Genomic DNA, 18,742 nt, shown 5'->3' with positions numbered 1-18,742 from the left:
TCCTGGAGTGTCACAGCAGGTCCTCCGTTCCGCTTCGCCTCACGTACGCCGTCACCAGCACCAGGATCACGGCCATCAGAATGATGGACAGCGATGCCGCGGCCGGATAGTTCAGCGATATCAGGAAGTTGCTCTCGATGACGTTTCCGATCATGGTCGTTCCCGTGCCGCCGAGAAACTCCCGGCTCGCGTTGACGTAATCGCCGGCCGCCGGAATGAACGTCAGCAGCACCCCCGAGACGATTCCAGGCATCGACAGCGGAATCGTCACCGTGCGGAACGTCGTGAACGGCGTCGAATACAGATCGCTGCCCGCCTCGAGGTAACGAGTGTCGAGCCGCTCGAGGGATGCGTAGAGCGGCAGTGTCATGAACGGAATGAAGTTGTAGGTGAGCCCGAACACGACCGCGAACGGGGTTCCGGTCAGGTACGCGTCAGGGGCGAGCAGCGACAGCGCCTTGAGAGCGGCGACCACCGGCGACTCGTCGGAGAGGATCTGCTTCCACGCGAGGGTGCGCAGCAGGAAGCTGATGAAGAACGGGGCGATTACCATCACGAGGATGAGCTTCTGCAGCAGCGGATAGGGCCTGGCCCGAACCCCGATGAAGTAGGCCAGCGGATAGCTGAACAGCAGAGCAAAGACCGTCGCGAGCACCGCATAGAGGAACGAGCGAAGGATCTGGGCGCTGTACTGCCCGATCACCGTCGTGTAGTTCTCCCAGCGGAAGGCATTGTCGTACTCGCCAATGTCACCGAACTCCGCCGGCGCCTGCAGCGAGGTGATCACGAGCGAGAAGAGCGGAACGAGGAAGAACAGCATCAGGTAGGCGATGCCGGGGAGCAGGAGCAACAGGGCGACCTTGCTCGCACGTCGGGGCGCCTGTTCCGCGGCTGTCGCGGTCGCGAATGCGGAGAAGGCCACGGCTAGTCCTCCCCGAGCTCCGACAGGAGAGCGTGTCTCTTCTGCCGGGCGAGGGACGCCGTGTCGGTGTCCGCTGGGAACCGAGAGCCCGTCTCGACCTCGTCGTCGAGGCCGAACCCGTGCTCGACATTCCAGGACACCCACACCTCGGCGCCCTCGCCGACGATCGGTCCGGTGCCCATGTTCTGGGCGAACAGAACGATCGTGCCGATCAGGGGGATCTGGATCAGGTATTGCGTGCTCACTCCGCTGAAGGAGACGTCGATGACGCGGCCCGGGCCGAGGATGTTGGTGTCGACCGACTCCGTCGGCGCCTCGCGCGAGAGGATGAGCTTCTCCGGACGCACGCCGACGGTGACGTGTCCGCTCGTGCGGTGCGCCCTCGCCTTCGGCACCAGAATCCGATTGCCCTCGATGTCGACCGAGATGCTGTCGGGGTTCTCCGCCACCACTTGGCCGCTGAACAGGTTGGACTGGCCGAGGAAGTTGGCGACGAACACCGTGCGCGGAAGTTCGTAGAGAACAGCCGGGGCACCGAGCTGCTCGATCCGCCCCTTGTTCATCACGGCGACCGTGTCGGCCATGGTCATGGCCTCCTCCTGGTCGTGGGTTACGTGCAGGAAGGTGAGTCCGACCTCTTCCTGCACGCTCTTGAGCTCGAGCTGCATCTGGCGGCGCAGCTTGAGGTCGAGGGCACCGAGCGGCTCGTCGAGCAGCAGCAGCGCCGGCCGGTTGACGATCGCCCTCGCCAGGGCGACCCGCTGCTGCTGGCCGCCGGACAGCTGGGACGGCTTGCGGGCGGCGAGGTGATCAAGCTCAACCAGCCGCAGCGCCTCGTGGGCCTTCCCTGTCGCGTCGTCGATCTTGCGCCGGCGCAGCCCAAACGCGACATTGTCGATGATCGACATGTGCGGGAAGAGGGCGTAGCTCTGGAACACCGTGTTCACCGGGCGCTGGTACGCCTTCGTCGACGTGACGTCGTTGCCGCCGATGAGGATGCGTCCCGCGGTCGCCTCCTCGAGGCCGGCGACAAGACGCAGCGTCGTCGTCTTGCCACAGCCGGAGGGTCCCAGCAGCGCGAAGAACGAGCCGGCCGGGATCGTGAGGTTGAGCTCCTCGATCGCCGTGAAGCCCGGGAACCGTTTCTCGATCCCGACGAGTTCGAGGTCGGCACCGGCCTCAGCGAACCCTCCCGCTGCCATCAGGACCCCAGGACCACAGCCTGGAAGGCCGAGCCGTAGGTGGACTCCTCGGCTCCCGACAGGGTGCGGAAGATGTAGGCGTTCGACAGCGTGTCCTCGTTCGGAAAGATCAGCTGGTTTTCCGCGAGCTCAGGATCGATCGCCATAGCGGCCTCCTTCGCGCCGACGACGGGCGTGATGTAGTTCACCCAGGCGGCGACCTCAGCCGCAACCTCGGGCTGGTAGTAGTAGTTCATGAGCGCTTCGGCGTTCGCCTTGCGCCCGGATCCGATCGGCACGACGAAGTTGTCGTTCCAGAGTGTCGCTCCGGCAGACGGGATCGCGAACTCCCACTTGTCTCCGGCCTCCGCGTTGATGACGGTGATGTCACCCGACCAGCAGATGGCCGCGAGGGTGTCTTCGTTCTTGAGGTCCTCGAGGTAGGAGTTGCCCTTGATGTTGCGGATCTGACCGTCGTTGACCTGCTTTTCGAATATCTCCATCGCCGCGTTGAACTCGTCGTCTGACCAGTCAGCGCTGATGTCCACACCATTGTCGAGCATGATGAGGCCGATCGTGTCTCGCATCTCCGACAGCACCCCGACGCGGCCCTTGAGCTCGGCCTTCCACAGGTCGGCGACCGACTCGAGTCCGCCCGGCACCTTCTCCTTGTTCCAGCAGATCCCGGCGAACCCACCCTGCCAGGGCAGCGACAGGGTGCGTCCGGGGTCGAAGTCGGGGTTCTGTAGCGAGGGGGTGAGGTTCTTTGCGTTGGGCAGGTTGGCCTGGTCAAACTCCTGCACATAGCCGAAACGAATGAGACGCCCCACCATCCAGTCGGTGAGGCAGACGAGGTCGGCCCCGATGTCCTGGCCCAGGGCCAACTGATCCTTGACCTTGCCGTAGTAGCTGTTGTTGTCGTCGACCGCGACGGAGTAGTTGACCTTGATGCCGGTTTCCTCCTCGAACGCGACAAGGGTCGGATAATTTCCGTCGTCGTCTTCGTCGATGTAGGCGGCCCAGTTGTCCCAGTTGAGTGTCTTGTCGTTCGCCGAGTTGTCCTCGGCGGGTGCCGGTGCTTCGCCATCGCCGGTCGCGCAGGCCGCCAGTGTGAGGGCGGCGGCGCCGAGGCCGGCACCGCTCATCAGGGTGCGGCGCGACAGCTGCGACCGCCGTGCCTGAGCGATCAACTGCTGGATCATTGGGTCTTTGGGAAGCGGTCTGGTCATGTCGGCGTTCTCCTCTAACCACGGTGGGACGGGTGCGGATCATCCTCGATCCGCGTTGATAGATACTTGCACAGAGGCGGCGCGGATTGCACTCATCGGAGAGGAAATCGCCCATATCGAAACATAGATTTCACGAAATCAGCGTCTTTTCACCCAATTCAGTGCGGATTCCCTCGGTACCCTCAGAACCGGTCGACGACGAAGGCGACCGGGTCACGATCTCCCTCCCGACACCCTGAGGGACCTGCTCAGCCCACCCATGACCGCCGAGATACCGCGCGAACTGCCCACTTATGTCCCCTGAAGCGCCCCGGACCCGACACAAGCGGGCGACTCGCGGAAGATGGCGGCGTGCTCGAATACCAGACCAGCGCACGCGGACTCCACTCAGGAGTTTCTGGCGACACGGCGTGATTTCGGGCGTCGGAGCTCGGCGTGGCGCACCATCTCCTGCGCTCGGTGCGGACCGATCCCCGCCGCGGAGGCAGACTGTCGTACGAGTCTGCGCTCAGGGCCGCCGGAAGCATCCGAGCCGCCCCAAGAATCCGGGCCGCCCCAAGAATCAGGGCCGCCGAAAGCATCCGAGCGCCCCAAGAATCCGAGCCGCTCCACGCATCCGAGCCTGCCCACCAACCGGGCACCGTCGGACCGATCCCTCACTTGGCAGCGCGCAGAAAGCACGCGAGCGGCCCACTTATGTCCCCTGGAGCGCCCCGGACACGACACAAGCGGGCGACTCACGGAAGATGGCGGCGTGCGCGGCTAACCGGGCAGCGTGGTCCGCTCGAGTGTGTCGCCGGCGGTCAGCAGCCAGAGCGAACGGGACGCGGGAGCCAGCGGCGGCGGCAGCCGCCGTGAGCCGGTGACGCCGCGGAAATCCCCCACGGTGCAGCCATCGAAGACGAGGGGGATGCGGCCCCGCACGGCCGCGAGGGTCGTCCATGCCCCCTGCCACGCCTGAGCGTTGCCGAGCAGGATCGTGTGGACCGCGGCATCTGCGAGCTGTGCGGCATCTGCGAGCTGTGCGGCATCCGCGAGCCGTTCGACATCTGCGAGCTGTGCGACATCCGCCGCCCCAATGTCGACGATGCGGATGCCGCGCACGCCCGCCACCCGCCTGGCGAGGTCACGGGGAGACGCACTCACGACAGCAGTCGCAGCACCGGGCCGCAGGTCGAGAGTCGGCGGCACCGGGGCGGGCAGCGGCCGCCGGGGCGGCAGGTGGCCGACTTGCATCCGATTCGACTCCCACACGCCACCGCCGGGAGGGAGGTGCTCGTCGTACTGGTCGCCGCGGCCTCCGGCGAGCAGGTGGTCGTGCCGGCTCGGCAGGCGAAGCAACAGTCGCGAGCCGCACAGCGCCGTGACGGAGTGCAGCGCGGTGGGCAGCTGCTGTGTCGCGATGACGGTGGTCGTGCCGTGGCGGGGGCCGTCCCGGAGTAGCCCGGCGAGCATGTCCGCGAAACCGAGCTGATGATCCTGGCCGAATCTCGCGAACAGCGAATCGACGTCGTCGAGCAGGACCACCCGGGGCGTCAGCGCGCCGGTCGCGAGCGAGGCGCAGAGGGCCATGAGCTCGTCCCACGCTCCCTCGATGTCGCGGGGAATCAGCTGCGTCGCACCGCCGGGACCACCCGCAACGATCGCGTCGAGCACCATCGACTTGCCGGCCGACTGCGCGCCGCAGACAAGCAGGTTGCCGTGGATGAGAGGACGATACGTTGCGAGTGTCCGCCGCTGCTCCTGCGGCAAGTCGCTGATCCCGAAGACGAATCCGTCTAAGCCCTGCCCGCCGTCTCGATTCACCCCTCCGTCGGGACTCACTGCAGCGGCCAGCTCCGCGTGCGGCACGAGCAGCGGAAGCGGATCGCACCAGGGGCGCCGCACTCGCCCGTCCCCCGGCCACAGCGCGCTGATCCTGGCCGCGTCGGCGGCATCCGAGATGGCAACGTGCACAGTACGCGGCTTTTCGCCGGCGACGGAGGCGAGCGCGCGACCGAGTGGCTGGCGCGGGAGGTCGGCGGCGGCTCCGGTCCCGATGACAGCAGAGCTGTCGGCACGGTTGTTGAGCCTCAGCGCGATGCGGAGGGTGCAGTTGGCGAGGATCGAATCGCGCAACGCCTCGGCCGGACGCTGCGTGCACAGCACAAGGTGGATGCCGAGGGACCGGCCACGCGAGGCGAGATCGGCGAACAGGCGGTGCAGTTCGGGGAACTCCGATGCGAGGGCTGCGAACTCGTCGACGACGATGACGAGCCGAGGCAGCCCAGGCGGTTCCAGCTCCTCGATCGACCTCGCTCCCGCGCTGGTGAGGGTGCGCTCGCGAAACAGCAGTTCGGCGCGGAGGCTCTCGAGCGCACGGTGCGCGGCACCGGCGTCGAGGTCGGTGATGACACCGACGCTATGCGGAAGCGAACTGATCGCGTTGAACGATGCCCCACCCTTGAAGTCGACGAGCAGGAAGGTGACCGTTGACGGCGGGTGGGCGGCAGCCATCGACAGCACCCACGAGATCAGCAGCTCGCTCTTGCCACTGCCTGTCGTTCCGCCGATGACCGCGTGGGGGCCGTCGGCGACGAGGTCGAGGAACCAGGGCTCAGCGCCAGCACGACCGACAGCACAGCGCAGTCCCTCGCCGCCGGCATCCGGCTGTTCGAGTCCGGCCAGGAGCACCCGCTCCGGCAGCTCCCCTACCGAGAGCCCCTGCAAGTGAGCGCGGCGTCGCAGCGCGTGCGCGAACAACGCGGCCTCGCGCTCCGATGCGAAGTCGACGAGCACGTCCCCCTCCTCGCCCCGTGGCCCCCGGAGCCGAGCGGATGCCGTGCCGCCGGTGCCCACCGTGACGATCACGCCGCACTGCCGCGGCAAGTCACCGGCCCGGCCCGCGAGGCCGACGGTGATCACCTCGGGCCGGCCGTCACGCATGTCATCGGCAAGCTCGGCGCCACGCAGCACGAACTCGAATGCCTGCGCGGGAGGGAGCGCCCCCGCGCCCGGCTCGAGCCGGTGCGGCAGGGCCCCGGCCCAGCCACGCGATGAGGCATCCGAGCAAATGGTCGCTGTCATCGGACTGAGTGTGCTGGCCAACTGCACGATGACGGCTCGCGCCGCCGCCGCCGCCGCAGCGCGCGGCCCGCACACCCCGATTCCGAGCCGGGCATCGACGACAACGGGTGCGTCCTCGAGCACGGCGGCAGCCGCCCGCGCCTCGCGGAGGGAAGCCGCGACCCGGGAATCGGCCACCCCCGCCGGTGGAGGGTCTCCCTCGAGCGGGAGAGTGCTCCGCACCCTTCCGCGGCCGAGGGTGACCGGGAGGGCACGCCCCGCCGGCCCGGCCAGGCCGGTGTGTGCGTCCCGCCGGGCCCGCCCGTCCCACCCGCCCCACCCGTCACGACCCGCCCACCTGTCGGCGACTGTCCACCCCTCGGCCTCGGCGCTCTGCCGAAGAAGGGCGTGCACGCCCGGATAGCGCAAATCCAGTTCCGCCCGCTCAGCCTCATGGCCCGCCACAATTGCGCCGAAGGTCTCCGCAAGCTCCGCCTCGAACCGACGCAGCTCCGCCCGGCGCCGCCGGTGCCGCTGCACCCTCGAATCGGCGAGGCTCGCGATGGCGACCACCGGGCCGAGCAGCGCGAAGATCAGCGCGAAGGGCGACTGCGTGACAGTCCAGATCAGGCCTGAGACGGCGACAGGCACAAGCGTCGCGATCACGGGGAACGAATAGGGCGGGTGCTCGGCGGGAACAGCAGGGAACGAGGGCGGCCGTCGCTCCGTGCGAACCGGATGCCGAGGAAGCGGAAGCAACGAGTCCACAAGCGAAGCACACCACGTCCCCCGCCCGCGCGAGATGGCGGCGAGACACCGGTGCCGAAGCGGGATCGCTCCCGAGGCGGGGAGGAGGGAAACGGCGGACGGGGAGGAACGCAAGGAACGAGGAGCCGTGCCTAGCTCACGACGAAGAACTGCTCCCCGATGACGACCCGTCCCCCGCGCGACACGATCTGGCGTTTGCCGGGCTCGCAGCGAATTCCCGGGCGATCGGGCTCCCGCACGATCGTGCCATTGCCGGAATACCGGTCGGCGACCCAGAACACGCCTGCCTGCTGTCCGAACTCCAGATGGGTCTTCGACACCGAACGGGTCGAGTCGAGCACCCGCACCAGATCGTCGAAGTACTCCCCCGGCTCGGAGACCGGGTTCCGGCCGACGAGTCCGGTGCCGCTCACCGTGACACTCTCGCCCGTGCTGAACTGCAGCACGAAACGCTCGCCCTGGGCCCCCGCGGAGGCGATTCCGGTCGATTGGGCATCGTGGGCGTCCCCGGCGGCTGACGGCGCCGGCGCCGGCGCCGGCGCACGCACCGTCCGGGAATCGATTGTCGATTCCGGGCCGCGAAGCCGCGGTGCGGCGGCCCCGTCGACAGGATGCTCCGGCGAAGTCGAAAGGATCGATTCGGTGACGGAGTCGGTGTCGCGTGCGCTGGAGAAGGCCGCGCTCACCGTCGACGACACGCGTCCGCAGTCACCACAGAAGATATCGGAGACCGACATGACCGCACCGCACTCGTCGCAGGCGATGTGCTCGGTGACGCCGACCGGTTCAGCGGTGACAGTCTCCGGGCGGACCACCTCTGGCGGGTCGACCAATGGGCGGAGCTGGGCGGGCGCGAGCACGGGCGGCGCGACCGCCTGGCCGCACGCGCCGCAGAAGAGCGCCTGGGCTGGCAGCGATTGTGAACAGTTCGGGCATTTCATCACGACATACCTTACGTCGTTCTCTTGCCCCCCAACGATCGAAGCGAGATGCGCGCCCGCAGCCGCTGGCGTCTCGTGAGCCCCCTGTCGAGGGAATGGCGGAGCACCTCGACCGACCGCCACACCTGCTTGGCCTCGGTCGCGCTCGGGTCGCTCGGACCGAACACGGCCCGGTCAGCGGCTGCCGCGAGCAGCAACGGCTCGACGCCGCCGACGGTTTCGGCGTACTCGGCGCGGGTGGCCCCGCCCGGTGGCGCATAGCCGTGGTCGACCACGGCGTCGGCGAACTCATGCCAGCCCCCGCTGATCCGATCGAGCGGGGAGAGCGCGGAGCGACGCAGGTGTCGCCGCCGCAGCTTCGCCCCCATGATCGCAAGGAAGGGCGAGAGCAGGATTGCGATGCCGAGCAGCGTCCACGCGGAGACCTGCAGCACCAGCAGCACCAGCGCGAGAAGCGGGTCGGCCGTATCTCCCTCGTCTTGCGCCGTCTCCGGAGCCAGCTGGTCCTCCGGCACGTCCCGATCCAGGGCCGGCGGCTGCACGGGCGATTGCGGGCGGGCGACCTGGGTCGGTTCTTCCGGTGCCCGCTCGGGGATCTCCCGCTTGGGCGGAGTCGGGTCGATGGTGACCCAGCCGTACTCGGCGGTATCGACCTCGATCCACGCCGATATGTCGGCGCCGGTGACCACCGTCGTGCCGTCCGGTACGGCATCCGCCGGAGCGAACCCGACGACGACCCGAGCGGGAAAGCCGATCTCCCGCGCCATGAGAGCAGCGGCTACCGCATACTGCTCCTCATCGCCGATCATCTGTTGGCCGGAGAACAGCTCGGCGATGCGGTCGGCGGAATGGCCCGACCTGCTCGTCGGCTCGTCGTCGGCGACGCCGTGGCTGATGTATCCCTCGGCCCGAATCCCGGTCATCGCCGCAGACAGGCGCGCGCCGAGTCCCTGGATCTGGCCCGAATAGCGGTCGAGGGCGACGGTGAGCTCCTCCGGAAGCACGGGGAGCGCCGGCAACTGTGAGGCGCCGGGGGTGACCCGCGTGAGCGCCTCCGGTGTGGGCTCGACCGGCAGCACAGAGGACAGCCGATAGCCGTCCCCCGCGCCGAGCTCCCCGAGCACAGCCGCGCTCCTCGAGTTGTCGTTGAAGTAGAACGACCCGCGCAGCCCGGAGGCCCCCTGGCCGGTAAATCGGATGCTCTCGAGGGCGCCGACGGTCGGCAGCCACAGGCCCGAATAGCCGTCGACGCTGACATCGACGCTGACCCGGGTGCCGTCGAGGCTCGACCTGTCGAAACGTGAGGGGAGCAGCGTGAACGATCCGGAGTCGCTGTTACGGCCCTCAGCCCCGACCGAATAGACGACACCGTCGTAGGTGTCGAGGGTGGCGATGCGGATGCGGGCTCCCTCCGGCAGACCATCGACGGTGAGCATCGTCGCGTCGACGTTGGTCTCCTGGTGGTAGCGCCGGAATCCCGAGAGGGGGCTCGGATAGTCGCGAGGATCGAACGGCTGCACAATCGCGGACCGCAGCACCTCGCGGTCGCCCGCCGGAGGCACGAATGCCGTTGCCGCGACCGCGCCGCCTGCGGCGATCGCGATGATGAGCGCGGCGGCAAGAACCGAGCGTGCCCCAACGAAGATCGCGTCTTCGGAGACGCGGGTACTCGCCTCCCCGGCATCGCCCGCCCCGCCGTATCTGCGTGACGTCGTGCGGCGGCGGTACCAGCGGAAGAAGATGAGCCAGAGGAGCAGCGTGGCCGTGAGGGCGAGGGCGGATGCCACCGGGACGAATGCGGTGGTCGAGCCGAGAAGGATGCCGGTGATGAATAAGATGACCGGTGCGATCACCGCACGCTCGGGGACGCGCGTTCGGAGCGCGACCGAGAGCCCCACCAGCACGGTGCCCAGAACGAGCACGAAGGCGGGCACGAGGAGGGATTCGTAGCTGCCCACCGGCAGGGTGATGGTGAGAAGCTGCTTCCAGCCTGCGATCGTTCCGAAGCCGAGGTCGGCGAGCCCGGGCAGAGCGGGCAGCACACCGTAACGGGCCTCGCCCGGCACCGCGAGCGGAACCCCGAGCACGACGTAGGCGAGCACCCCGGACAGCGCGACGAGGTGCGCCGGAAACCGGAATACTGCCCCGGTGATGGCCAGTGCCGAGGCGACGACGGTCGTCACGCCCAGCATAAGCAGGAACGCTCCGCTCTCGTAAATGGGCCAGAGGGCCGTCGCGGCGATCGCGGTGGTGAGCCACATCATCGCGGTGGTCGCGACGGTGAATTTCACGGTCGGGCGTCGTCGTTTCATACCGACGCCGATCGGGCGAGGGACCGGCCGAGGTCCTCGAGGTAGCCGATCGTGAGCACGCTGAGCCCGGCGAAGCGGCGAAACCCCGGCACCGCATCCGGGTCACAGACGACAGCAACGACCTCGACCCCCACCGGGAAGAGGACGGATGCTGCGCGCAGCTGGGTCGGCGTCGTGAGCGACCCGCACACGAGGAACGCGACCGAGATCCCGGCGAGCTTCTCCGACGTCACCCGCGCGACATCCACGATCGGAAGTGACGATTCCGCACGCTCGACGCCCGCGAGGTCGTCGAGCAGCCTGGTACGGCTGAGCGAGCCGAGCTGGCGGATCCCGAGCACCTTGCGCTTGGCGAATTCGGGGGTCACCTCACCCACGACCACCGACACCTCCCGCGCATCCCTGATCGCCCGAAGGCCCAGGGACCCCGCCGCGCTGACCGCCATTTCGAACTCGGCATCGTTGGCGAAGTCCGACTCGGCGAGGCTGAGTGCGACGACGAGCCGACTGCGCCGCGTCTCCTCGAACTGGCGCACCATGTAGGTTCCGGTCTTCGCCGTACTCTTCCAGTGGATGTAGCGGCGCTCGTCGCCGGCAACGTATTCGCGGAGCGCATGGAACGACACATCGCTGTTGGTGAGATCGCGGGTCGGCTTTCCCTCCAGATCGCGGATCAGTCCCGTGCTCGTGCTCGGCACGTCGATCGTTCTCGGATGCACGAACAGCTGAGTCGTTCCCGTCCAGACCAGCTCTCTGCGCACCATTCCGACGGGGTCGGCGCGTACGCCGCGGACAGGCCCGATGTCGAGAACTCCACGGCGCGAAGTGGGAAGGGTGAATTCGTGCCGGGACTGTTCACCCGCTGCGAGGCTCGGGGTGACGAGGTCGATGAGTTTCCGGCCCACCGGCACCTCGACCCGCGTGCCGAAGACCCGATGCCGCGTGGGGTTGCGCAAGGAGACGACCCCGGTGCCCGGCTGGCCGACGACGAGGTGGCGATGCGGAACCACCAGTTCGACGTCGAAGGCGACCCGGCCGACGAGGTAGAGCACCGCGATGGCGAGGAGGACGACTCCCGCGTAGGCGACAGCGACGAGCTCGAGCCACCCGAAACGGTAACCGAACAGGAAAGCCAGCGGCACGACGACCGCGGTGGACCAGCCGAGTGGTGTGACGACGGCCCCGATGCGGATGGCGACCACGCGGACGAGCCCGAGGATGGCTCGGCCGGCGCGGACGAGCGCGACGACGATGTCGGCGAGGATTCCCGTGCGGTCCCCCACGATTCGCGTTCGCGCATTCGGGGGGCCCGCCACTGAGGCCGAGGTCGTGTACGACTCGCGGCCGTTGGCGGTGCGGGAGTCGGTCCTGGTCGAGGCGGGAAGCGACGACGTCCGCTTCGCCGCGCTCCTGGTGTCCTCCTGCTTGAGGGTCACACCGCTTGCCTGTCGCTCGGTGGCGGCGTCTCGATGAGCAGCTGGCCGATGATGCTCAAAGCGGTGACGCCGTCGAACTCGGCCTCGGCATCGAGGATGAGCCGATGAGCGAGCACGGGCTCGGCGAGCAGCTTCACGTCGTCCGGGATCACGTAGTGGCGGCCTGAGGCGGCAGCGAGGGTCTTAGACGCGCGGACGAGGGCGAGGGCGCCGCGCACCGACACGCCGAGCCGCACTTCGACCGCGCTGCGGCTCGCGTCGACGAGCCGGGAGATGTAGTCGTTGATCGACGGGTCGACGTGCACGGTACGGGCGAGGGCGGCCATTTCGACGATCGTGCTCGCGGAGACGACAGCGGGGACGGTCGTCTCGTGCGCCTTGGTGCCGGCGCCCTCGAGGATGCGGACCGTGGATGAGTGGTCCGGGTAGCCGATGGATGCCTTCATGATGAACCGGTCGAGCTGCGCTTCCGGCAGCCGGTAGGTGCCGGCCTGCTCGATCGGGTTCTGTGTCGCGATGACCATGAACGGGGATCCGACCCCGTGTGTGGTGCCGTCGACGGTGACGTGCCCCTCCTCCATGACCTCGAGGAGCGCGGATTGGGTCTTCGGGCTTGCCCGGTTGATCTCGTCGGCAAGAACGATATTCGCGAAGATCGGCCCGCGGTGAAAGTCGAAGCGCCCGCTGCGCTGGTCGTAGATGCTCACGCCCGTGATGTCGCCGGGCAGCAGGTCCGGGGTGAACTGGATTCGGCTGCTCACTCCGGCGACACTCTGCGCGATCGCACGGGCCAGCGAGGTCTTGCCCGTTCCCGGGAAGTCCTCGAGGAGCAGGTGCCCCTCGGACAGCAGCGCCACGAACGACAGCCGCACCACGAAGGTCTTGCCGAGGATCACCTGTTCGACGTTGCCGACGAGTCGGTTGAATGTGGCGGAGAACCATCCGGCCTGCTCTGGTGTCATGGTCATGTCGTGGCCCCTCGGGTCGCGGTGTGCTCGAATATCGGATGCTGGGTGGTTTCCGCCCGGGGCGTGCCGGGCGGGCGGATCAGGGCCTCGGTGAGCACGTGGACTGCACATACCCATCATCGGTGAAGGTCGAACCGTCGGGGAGCGACACGACGACCTTCAGCCGCACCCCGGTCTCGCCGGAGCCCACGGCCGCAGGGTCGGGAGCCACAGCATCCTGTTCGAACTCCGACCAGCGGTCGAGGGGCGGGCCACCGTCGTTATAGGCGTAGAGGTAGCGGTAGGTCGGCGAGCCCTGATTGGCCGGCGGGTTCGACGTCGGCGTCGCCCCGGCCTCGCACGACACGATCGAGCCGCGGGCGTTCACAGGCGTCAGCACCTCGCCTGTCGATGCGACACCACAGAAGAAATCCGACGAGTCCCGGCAGGCCCGGTAGACGACCGACTGGGGGGCGCCGTACACGCCAAGATTCCCAGCGGAGGTGAGCCAGTCGCCCTCCGCGACGTTGAACCACGTTCCGGAGCCGTTCAGCTGCGCCTGGAACCGGCTGACGATGCCTGAGGAAACCGACAGGGACCCGACGCGAAGGTCGAATTTGCCGTCGCGCTGCTCGACCACCGTCGATGCGAGGGCTGCGCCGGGGGGCGCCTTGCTCTGCACCGACCCGGATGCCGACGGGGTGCAGAACAGCCCGTTGTCGACATACACGACGTACCGGTAGTCCACACCGTCGGTAGCGCGGTCGTCGATCCATCCAGAGCTGGCGGGAGGCGACGCGCCCGACGCGACGCCCGGGTTTGCTCCACCCGGCGCGCACGTTGACGGGATGGTCGCGGCGGCGTCGAACCGACCGACCGAGTAGACGACACCGGGCGCGCCGTTGGGCCCGCCCGCGCCCCAGGTCACCCGAATCTGCCCGGCGGTCCCGTTCACCACGTCGGCGGCCACGCTGACCTGGCTCGGGGGGCCGATCACGGTGACGGCCGCGGAGGAGGTCCTGCGCCAGTCGGCGTCGCTCAACACCTCGGCCGCGTTGCGCGCGTACACCGTGACCGAGTACTGCGAACCCGGCACGAGGGCGCCCGATGCGGTCGTGGTGAGGGACGCCGTGGTGGGACCCGTCGTCGTCTGGAAGTCGACGCCGGGGCCGGAGATCCGTACGACGTAGCCAGAGACCGGTGTGCCGAGCGCCGGGTTTGGAACGGTCGACCACGCCACATCGAGCGCGGGACGGGCTTCGGCGGCCTTCGCCCGGGCCGTCACCGATCGCGGCGCCGCCGGCAGGTAGTCGGCCGACAGGGCGGCACTCTGCGGCCCCGCCGCCGACGCGCCGATGGAGTTCGTGGCGATCACCGAGAACCGGTAGCGGAGTCCCGCATCGAGGTCGGTCAGTTCGCAGCGCAACGCGGTCCCGCAGTCCTTGCGGTAGCTGCCGTGGCTCGTGCTCACCACCTCGTACTTCACGATCGGCGAGTTGTTCGAGGGCGGGGCCGTGAGGCGAAGGGTCAGGAGCCCCTCCTCGTAGCCGCCGTCGGCCCGGGCTGGGGCAACGGGGGTGTCGGGCCGGTCCTGCACCGAGATGGTGATCGAGCCGAAAGCGTACCGGCTCGGATCGCGGGTCGCGTCGGCGATCTGATATTGCAGGTTGGTGTCGATGGGAGCCGCCGTCTCGGATACCGTCACCGACAGCCTCGTCCTCGCGGCGTTGGGGGTGACGGTGACGCCCGCGGGCAATGCCGACCCGTCGAGCCCGGTGATCGCGACGACAGTCAGCTCCCCTCCCGGGAACGGGTTGGTCGCCTGGTCGTTTGCGAGCACGTCGAGGCTCGCTGTCGTGCCGCGCTCGACGATGATCGAGTCTGCTGCGGGTTTCGCCAGCGGTCTGGTGGATGCGACGACCGAGAGTTGGATGCGTCCGGCTTGACCCGCCGCGAGATCGTCTCGCACTCCGATCGTCAGGCCGCTGGAGGTGCCCTTCTGGGAGCCTTCGTTCGCTCGGATGATGAGGTTCGTGCCGCGGATCTCGTAGTCGAATCCGGATGGCGGGGTCGGCCCGGCGCTGTAGGTGAGCTCGTCGATATCGTCCGGATACGGGTAGGTCGTCAGGCGGAGCAAATCGAGGGTCTTCTCCTCCCCCGGTTCGAAATCGATCGTGGCACCGGTGAACACGGGGGGCTGGTTCTCGCGCGGTGTGACACTGATCGGCAGCACGAGCGTCGCCCGCCGACCGTTCGGGTCATCGACGCTCGTCCCGTCGGTCACCTCGAACGAGATCGAGGCTGGACCGAAGTAGCCGTCGGCCGAGGTGAAGGCGAGGGTGTCCTCGTCGACTACCAGGCTGTCGCCGTTCGCGTTGGTCGCCTGCACTGTTGTCGAGTCGACCAGGCGAACGTCCCGCCCGGCGACGGCGAGCACGTGGTCGTTGAGGTCGAACTCGATCCGCGACTCGCTGACGGCGGTCAGCGTGGGGGCCGTGCGGTCGAGCTGCGGGAGGGCGTCGTTGAACCCGGGGACCCAGACGAAGGCGTAGGCGACAATCGTCGGGTCGTCGGGGTTGGCGACTGAGAATGGGATGATCTGGCGCGTGTCGGTAATGGTGATGTTGAGCCGTTTGCCCCGCACCACCGAGGCGGTGTCGCCGTAGCCCGTCAGCACCGACAGCTCAAGCGACGACACGTCGCCGTCGGCGAAGAACACGTTCCGCAGCACGTCGACGTTGATGGTGTCGCGGTCCACGATGTCGGAGAGCGTCAGCACGGTATCCCTCGCGACCGGGTAGGCCGGCGGGGCATCGGGGTCGACGACCACGGTGATGAAGTTGGAGCTCGTGCCGCCGTAGGCATTCTCGATCGTGTACACGAGACCGTATCGGCCCGGGTCGGCCGGCGGGGTCACAGTGACGATGTCGTCAACGATCTCGTAGCCGATCTCCGGGCTATTCGGCTCGACGCTAAGAATGGTCAGCGGGCTGCCATCCGGATCGGAGTCGTTGGCGAGCACCTGCACCGACACGGTCTTACCTGGCCGGATGAGCACCTCGTCCTCGACAGCGATCGGATTTCCCGCGTCGCCGGAGCGGGGGCTGATGCCGACACGCACCGTTCCGATCGCCCGCTTGCCGAGCGAGTCGATCACCCGATAGGTGAAGGTGTCGGTGCCGGCGGAGTACTCGCCGGCGAGGTAGTCGATGTAGTCGGTGCCGACCTCGGTGACGGCGCCCTTCTGCGGGCTCGTTTCTTGTCCCAGCAGCTGCACGGAGTCGCCATCGGGGTCGATACCGGTCAGGGGGATCTTGATGCGCACGGTCTCGCCGGCGAGCACGCGAGAGGTCACCGAGACAGGAACCGGTGCCGAGTTCGTCGCCGCGACAGGTTCTCGCACTGCGATCCGCACCTCCGCCTGGTCGACCTGCCCGTCGGGGCCGGCCACCTCGTAGACGGCGGTGAAGTTGCCGCTGCGCTGTGGTGCCAGATAGCGCAGCACGTCCCCCGAGGCGAAGAGGAACCCGGATACACTCCGCAGGCCCGAGGGAAGGTCCGGGTTGAGCGTCAACTGCTCGCCGTCCGGATGTGCGTCGTTGTCGAGCACGGGGATATCGACCGAGTCCCCCATCCGCACCGTGACGGTGTCGTCGGCGGCGACCGGCGGCTGGAGTGTGGTCGGTCGGGGGATCTCGACGACGGTGATCACGCCGTCCGCACCGGCGAGTCCGTTCGTGACGCGGTAGTCGAAGGCGACTGTCCCCTCGAGTGGGGTGGTGAGGGTCACCCGAACGTAGCGCTGCTCGAGCACGTCGGCGCTCACGCCGGACCCGTCGGGCACGTTGGAGACCCCGGTGACGAGCAGGACCCCTCCGGCTGGATCGATGTCCGTGGAGGCCACGTCGACGGTCTCGCTGCTCAGCGTCTTCACAAAGACGGTCTTCGGGATCGTGATCGGAGTGCTGTTCGCGTCCGGTCGGGCCTGAACTTCGATCCGGACCGTTCCCGTGACGGTCTGGTCACCGTCGTTGACCACGTATTCGAGGTTGTGGCTGCGCACCTGGTCGCTCGCGAACCGGAACGTGCCCGTGTCGAGGCTCGCCTCGATCGTCACCCCCGGCCGCGGTGCGACGCTGCTCAGCCGCAGCTCGCCCGTTCCGCCCCGCACGTGTTCGAGCGGCCTGACGGTCGTCTCCTGACCGGCGTAGCTGAGCACGACGAACGGGTCGGCGATGATCGGCACCTCACCGGCCGGGCGCACCGAGACGGTGAGGCTGCCCGCCCCGATCGCCTCGCCGTCGGAGACGGCAAGCGACACGGCGCGCAGTTGGCTTGCCGCGCCGCCCTCCTGGAAGTCCACCGTGCCGCTCGGCTTGTACGTCACGACGTCCGGCGGGGTGGTCGCCGCCGCGGTGAGGTAGAAGGCATCGCTGTCGGGGTCGATCCAGTCGCCGAGCACCGGGGTGGTGACACGGTTCCCCTCGGCCACGACGGCGCGGGTCGTACGGACCTGCACCGGCGGCGAGTTCTCCCCTGGCGACCGGACGGTCACCGTCACGGTCGCCGCAGCCGTTCCACCGCGGCCGTCCGAGACGGTGTAGTCAAAGGAGACCGTTCCGGTGACGTCATCCAGGAGGGTCAGCTGGATGCGCTGCCTGCTGTCGATGACGTCGACCCGACCTATGCTCTCCTCGACCGGGTCGACCGTCTCGACAACGAGCACGTCGCCGTTCGGGTCGTAGTCGTTGAGAAGCACCGACAGCACGTTTGCCCGCCCGGCGCGGGCACCGAATTCGTCGTCGATCGCGATCGGCGGAAGCTGGTCGGGCTCGTACTCGGGAGGTACGTCGTCGTTGTTCTCCTCGACCTCCTGCCGCTGCTCGTCGTCGACAATGAGCTCGTCCCAGTTGTCGATGAGCTCGCCCCGCTGCTGCACCGCCCAGCTACTGCCGCTGCGGGGATCGTTGAGCACGACCCGGGCACCGTTCACCGCGAAGGCAAGGCGCGCCGCGCTCCCGCCGACGGATTCGAGCGAGAGCTCGCTCGGTGCCGTGTCGCCGGCGCAGTCCCGCCAGGCGACACCCGAGGTCCACGCGGCGAACACACAGTCGCCGAGCACGAGTGGCGCCGCGGGGGTGCCCCCCGTGCTGCTGGCTACCACCGAGGGGGCACCCTCGGTCAGCGGCACGGAGAGAAGCCCGCCCGGGAAGCCGAGCAGCACGCTGTCCCCCGTGTCGCTCGGCGACTGCAGAACGGCGTTTCGCGCGCCGTCGAGAAGCTCCGACAGGTCCAGCATCCGCCCCTCGATCGAGATTCGACTCGAGTTCGCGTCGAACAACACCCAGCGTCCGGCGACGGAGCTGACGCTGATCTCACTGCCGGGTTCGGCGAAGTCGACGGGATACGCCTCCTCGACGGAGTCGCCAGTTGCGGAGTTCACGCGGTACACCTCGCCCGCGTCCGGCGAGTAGAGCAGCAGGGTGCCGTCGGGGCTCACGCTAACCGCCGAGTCGGTGCCGAGGCTCAGCGTCGGCTCGGCCTCGGCGTCGAAGTCGCGCAGGTCGCCGACGGGGACCAGCCACACGGCGCCGGTGCGCGTCGCGTGAATAACGACGGTACCGCCTGCGAGGTGCAGCTCGGGGGCCTCCGGCGGGAGGGGCACGCTGTCGCTGACCTCGGCGGTCGCGGCGTCGACGATATCGACCTTGCTGTTGGCGCGGTCGAACAGCAGCACAGTGCGTCCCGCCTGGATGACGTCGAGTTCCGACCCGCTCCCCTCAACGACGGTGTCGAGTGCGAGAATCTCGGTGTTGGCGCGGCCGATCACCTGCTCGGCAGAATTCGCGACCCACACCGACCCGTCGCCGAGGTCGATCCGCTGGGCTTCGTAGCCGCCGGACACCACCGCGAGGCCCGCGACGACCGCGGCGATCAGGGAGGCGCTGGTCGCGGTCACGA

The 18,742-nt window shown here is 68.4% G+C and carries 9 protein-coding genes; all 9 read right to left on the bottom strand.

Annotated features, from left to right (window positions below; translation table 11 throughout):
• Positions 1–10: 10 nt before the first annotated feature.
• Positions 11–922: an ABC transporter permease gene (locus BHD05_RS08520; protein WP_161886054.1), complete on the bottom strand. Its 912-nt coding sequence runs from the start codon at positions 920–922 to the stop codon at positions 11–13.
• A 2-nt stretch (positions 923–924) separates the two neighbouring features.
• On the bottom strand, positions 925–2,124 hold the full coding sequence (locus tag BHD05_RS08515) for an ABC transporter ATP-binding protein (protein ID WP_161886053.1): 1,200 nt from the start codon (positions 2,122–2,124) through the stop codon (positions 925–927).
• Positions 2,124–3,332: an ABC transporter substrate-binding protein gene (locus BHD05_RS08510; RefSeq protein ID WP_161886052.1), complete on the bottom strand. Its 1,209-nt coding sequence runs from the start codon at positions 3,330–3,332 to the stop codon at positions 2,124–2,126. Before BHD05_RS08510 ends, BHD05_RS08515 begins: the two co-directional genes overlap by 1 nt.
• A 762-nt stretch (positions 3,333–4,094) precedes the next feature.
• The gene (locus BHD05_RS08505) at positions 4,095–7,043 is read right to left on the bottom strand and encodes an FtsK/SpoIIIE domain-containing protein (protein WP_161886051.1); all 2,949 of its coding nucleotides are present in this window, start codon (positions 7,041–7,043) and stop codon (positions 4,095–4,097) included.
• Positions 7,044–7,276: 233 nt separating this feature from the next.
• On the bottom strand, positions 7,277–8,086 hold the full coding sequence (locus BHD05_RS08500) for a double zinc ribbon domain-containing protein (RefSeq protein ID WP_161886050.1): 810 nt from the start codon (positions 8,084–8,086) through the stop codon (positions 7,277–7,279).
• A gap of 11 nt (positions 8,087–8,097) precedes the next feature.
• Positions 8,098–10,398 (bottom strand): transglutaminase-like domain-containing protein, encoded by a 2,301-nt coding sequence (locus BHD05_RS08495; protein ID WP_161886049.1) that lies wholly within the window; start codon positions 10,396–10,398, stop codon positions 8,098–8,100.
• Positions 10,395–11,834: a DUF58 domain-containing protein gene (locus BHD05_RS08490; RefSeq protein ID WP_236966479.1), complete on the bottom strand. Its 1,440-nt coding sequence runs from the start codon at positions 11,832–11,834 to the stop codon at positions 10,395–10,397. The genes BHD05_RS08495 and BHD05_RS08490 overlap by 4 nt, the downstream gene beginning before the upstream one ends.
• On the bottom strand, positions 11,831–12,802 hold the full coding sequence (locus BHD05_RS08485) for an AAA family ATPase (RefSeq protein ID WP_161886048.1): 972 nt from the start codon (positions 12,800–12,802) through the stop codon (positions 11,831–11,833). The genes BHD05_RS08490 and BHD05_RS08485 overlap by 4 nt, the downstream gene beginning before the upstream one ends.
• A gap of 79 nt (positions 12,803–12,881) precedes the next feature.
• Entirely contained in the window at positions 12,882–18,740 is a 5,859-nt protein-coding gene (locus BHD05_RS08480) for an Ig-like domain-containing protein (RefSeq protein WP_161886047.1), read from the bottom strand.
• Between the last annotated feature and the right edge of the window lie 2 nt (positions 18,741–18,742).

The sequence above is a fragment of the Marisediminicola antarctica genome (assembly GCF_009930795.1).
Classification (GTDB): domain Bacteria; phylum Actinomycetota; class Actinomycetes; order Actinomycetales; family Microbacteriaceae; genus Marisediminicola; species Marisediminicola antarctica.
The sequence above is the reverse complement of the archived record's forward strand: the minus strand, read 5'-3'. Positions and strand labels throughout refer to the sequence as shown.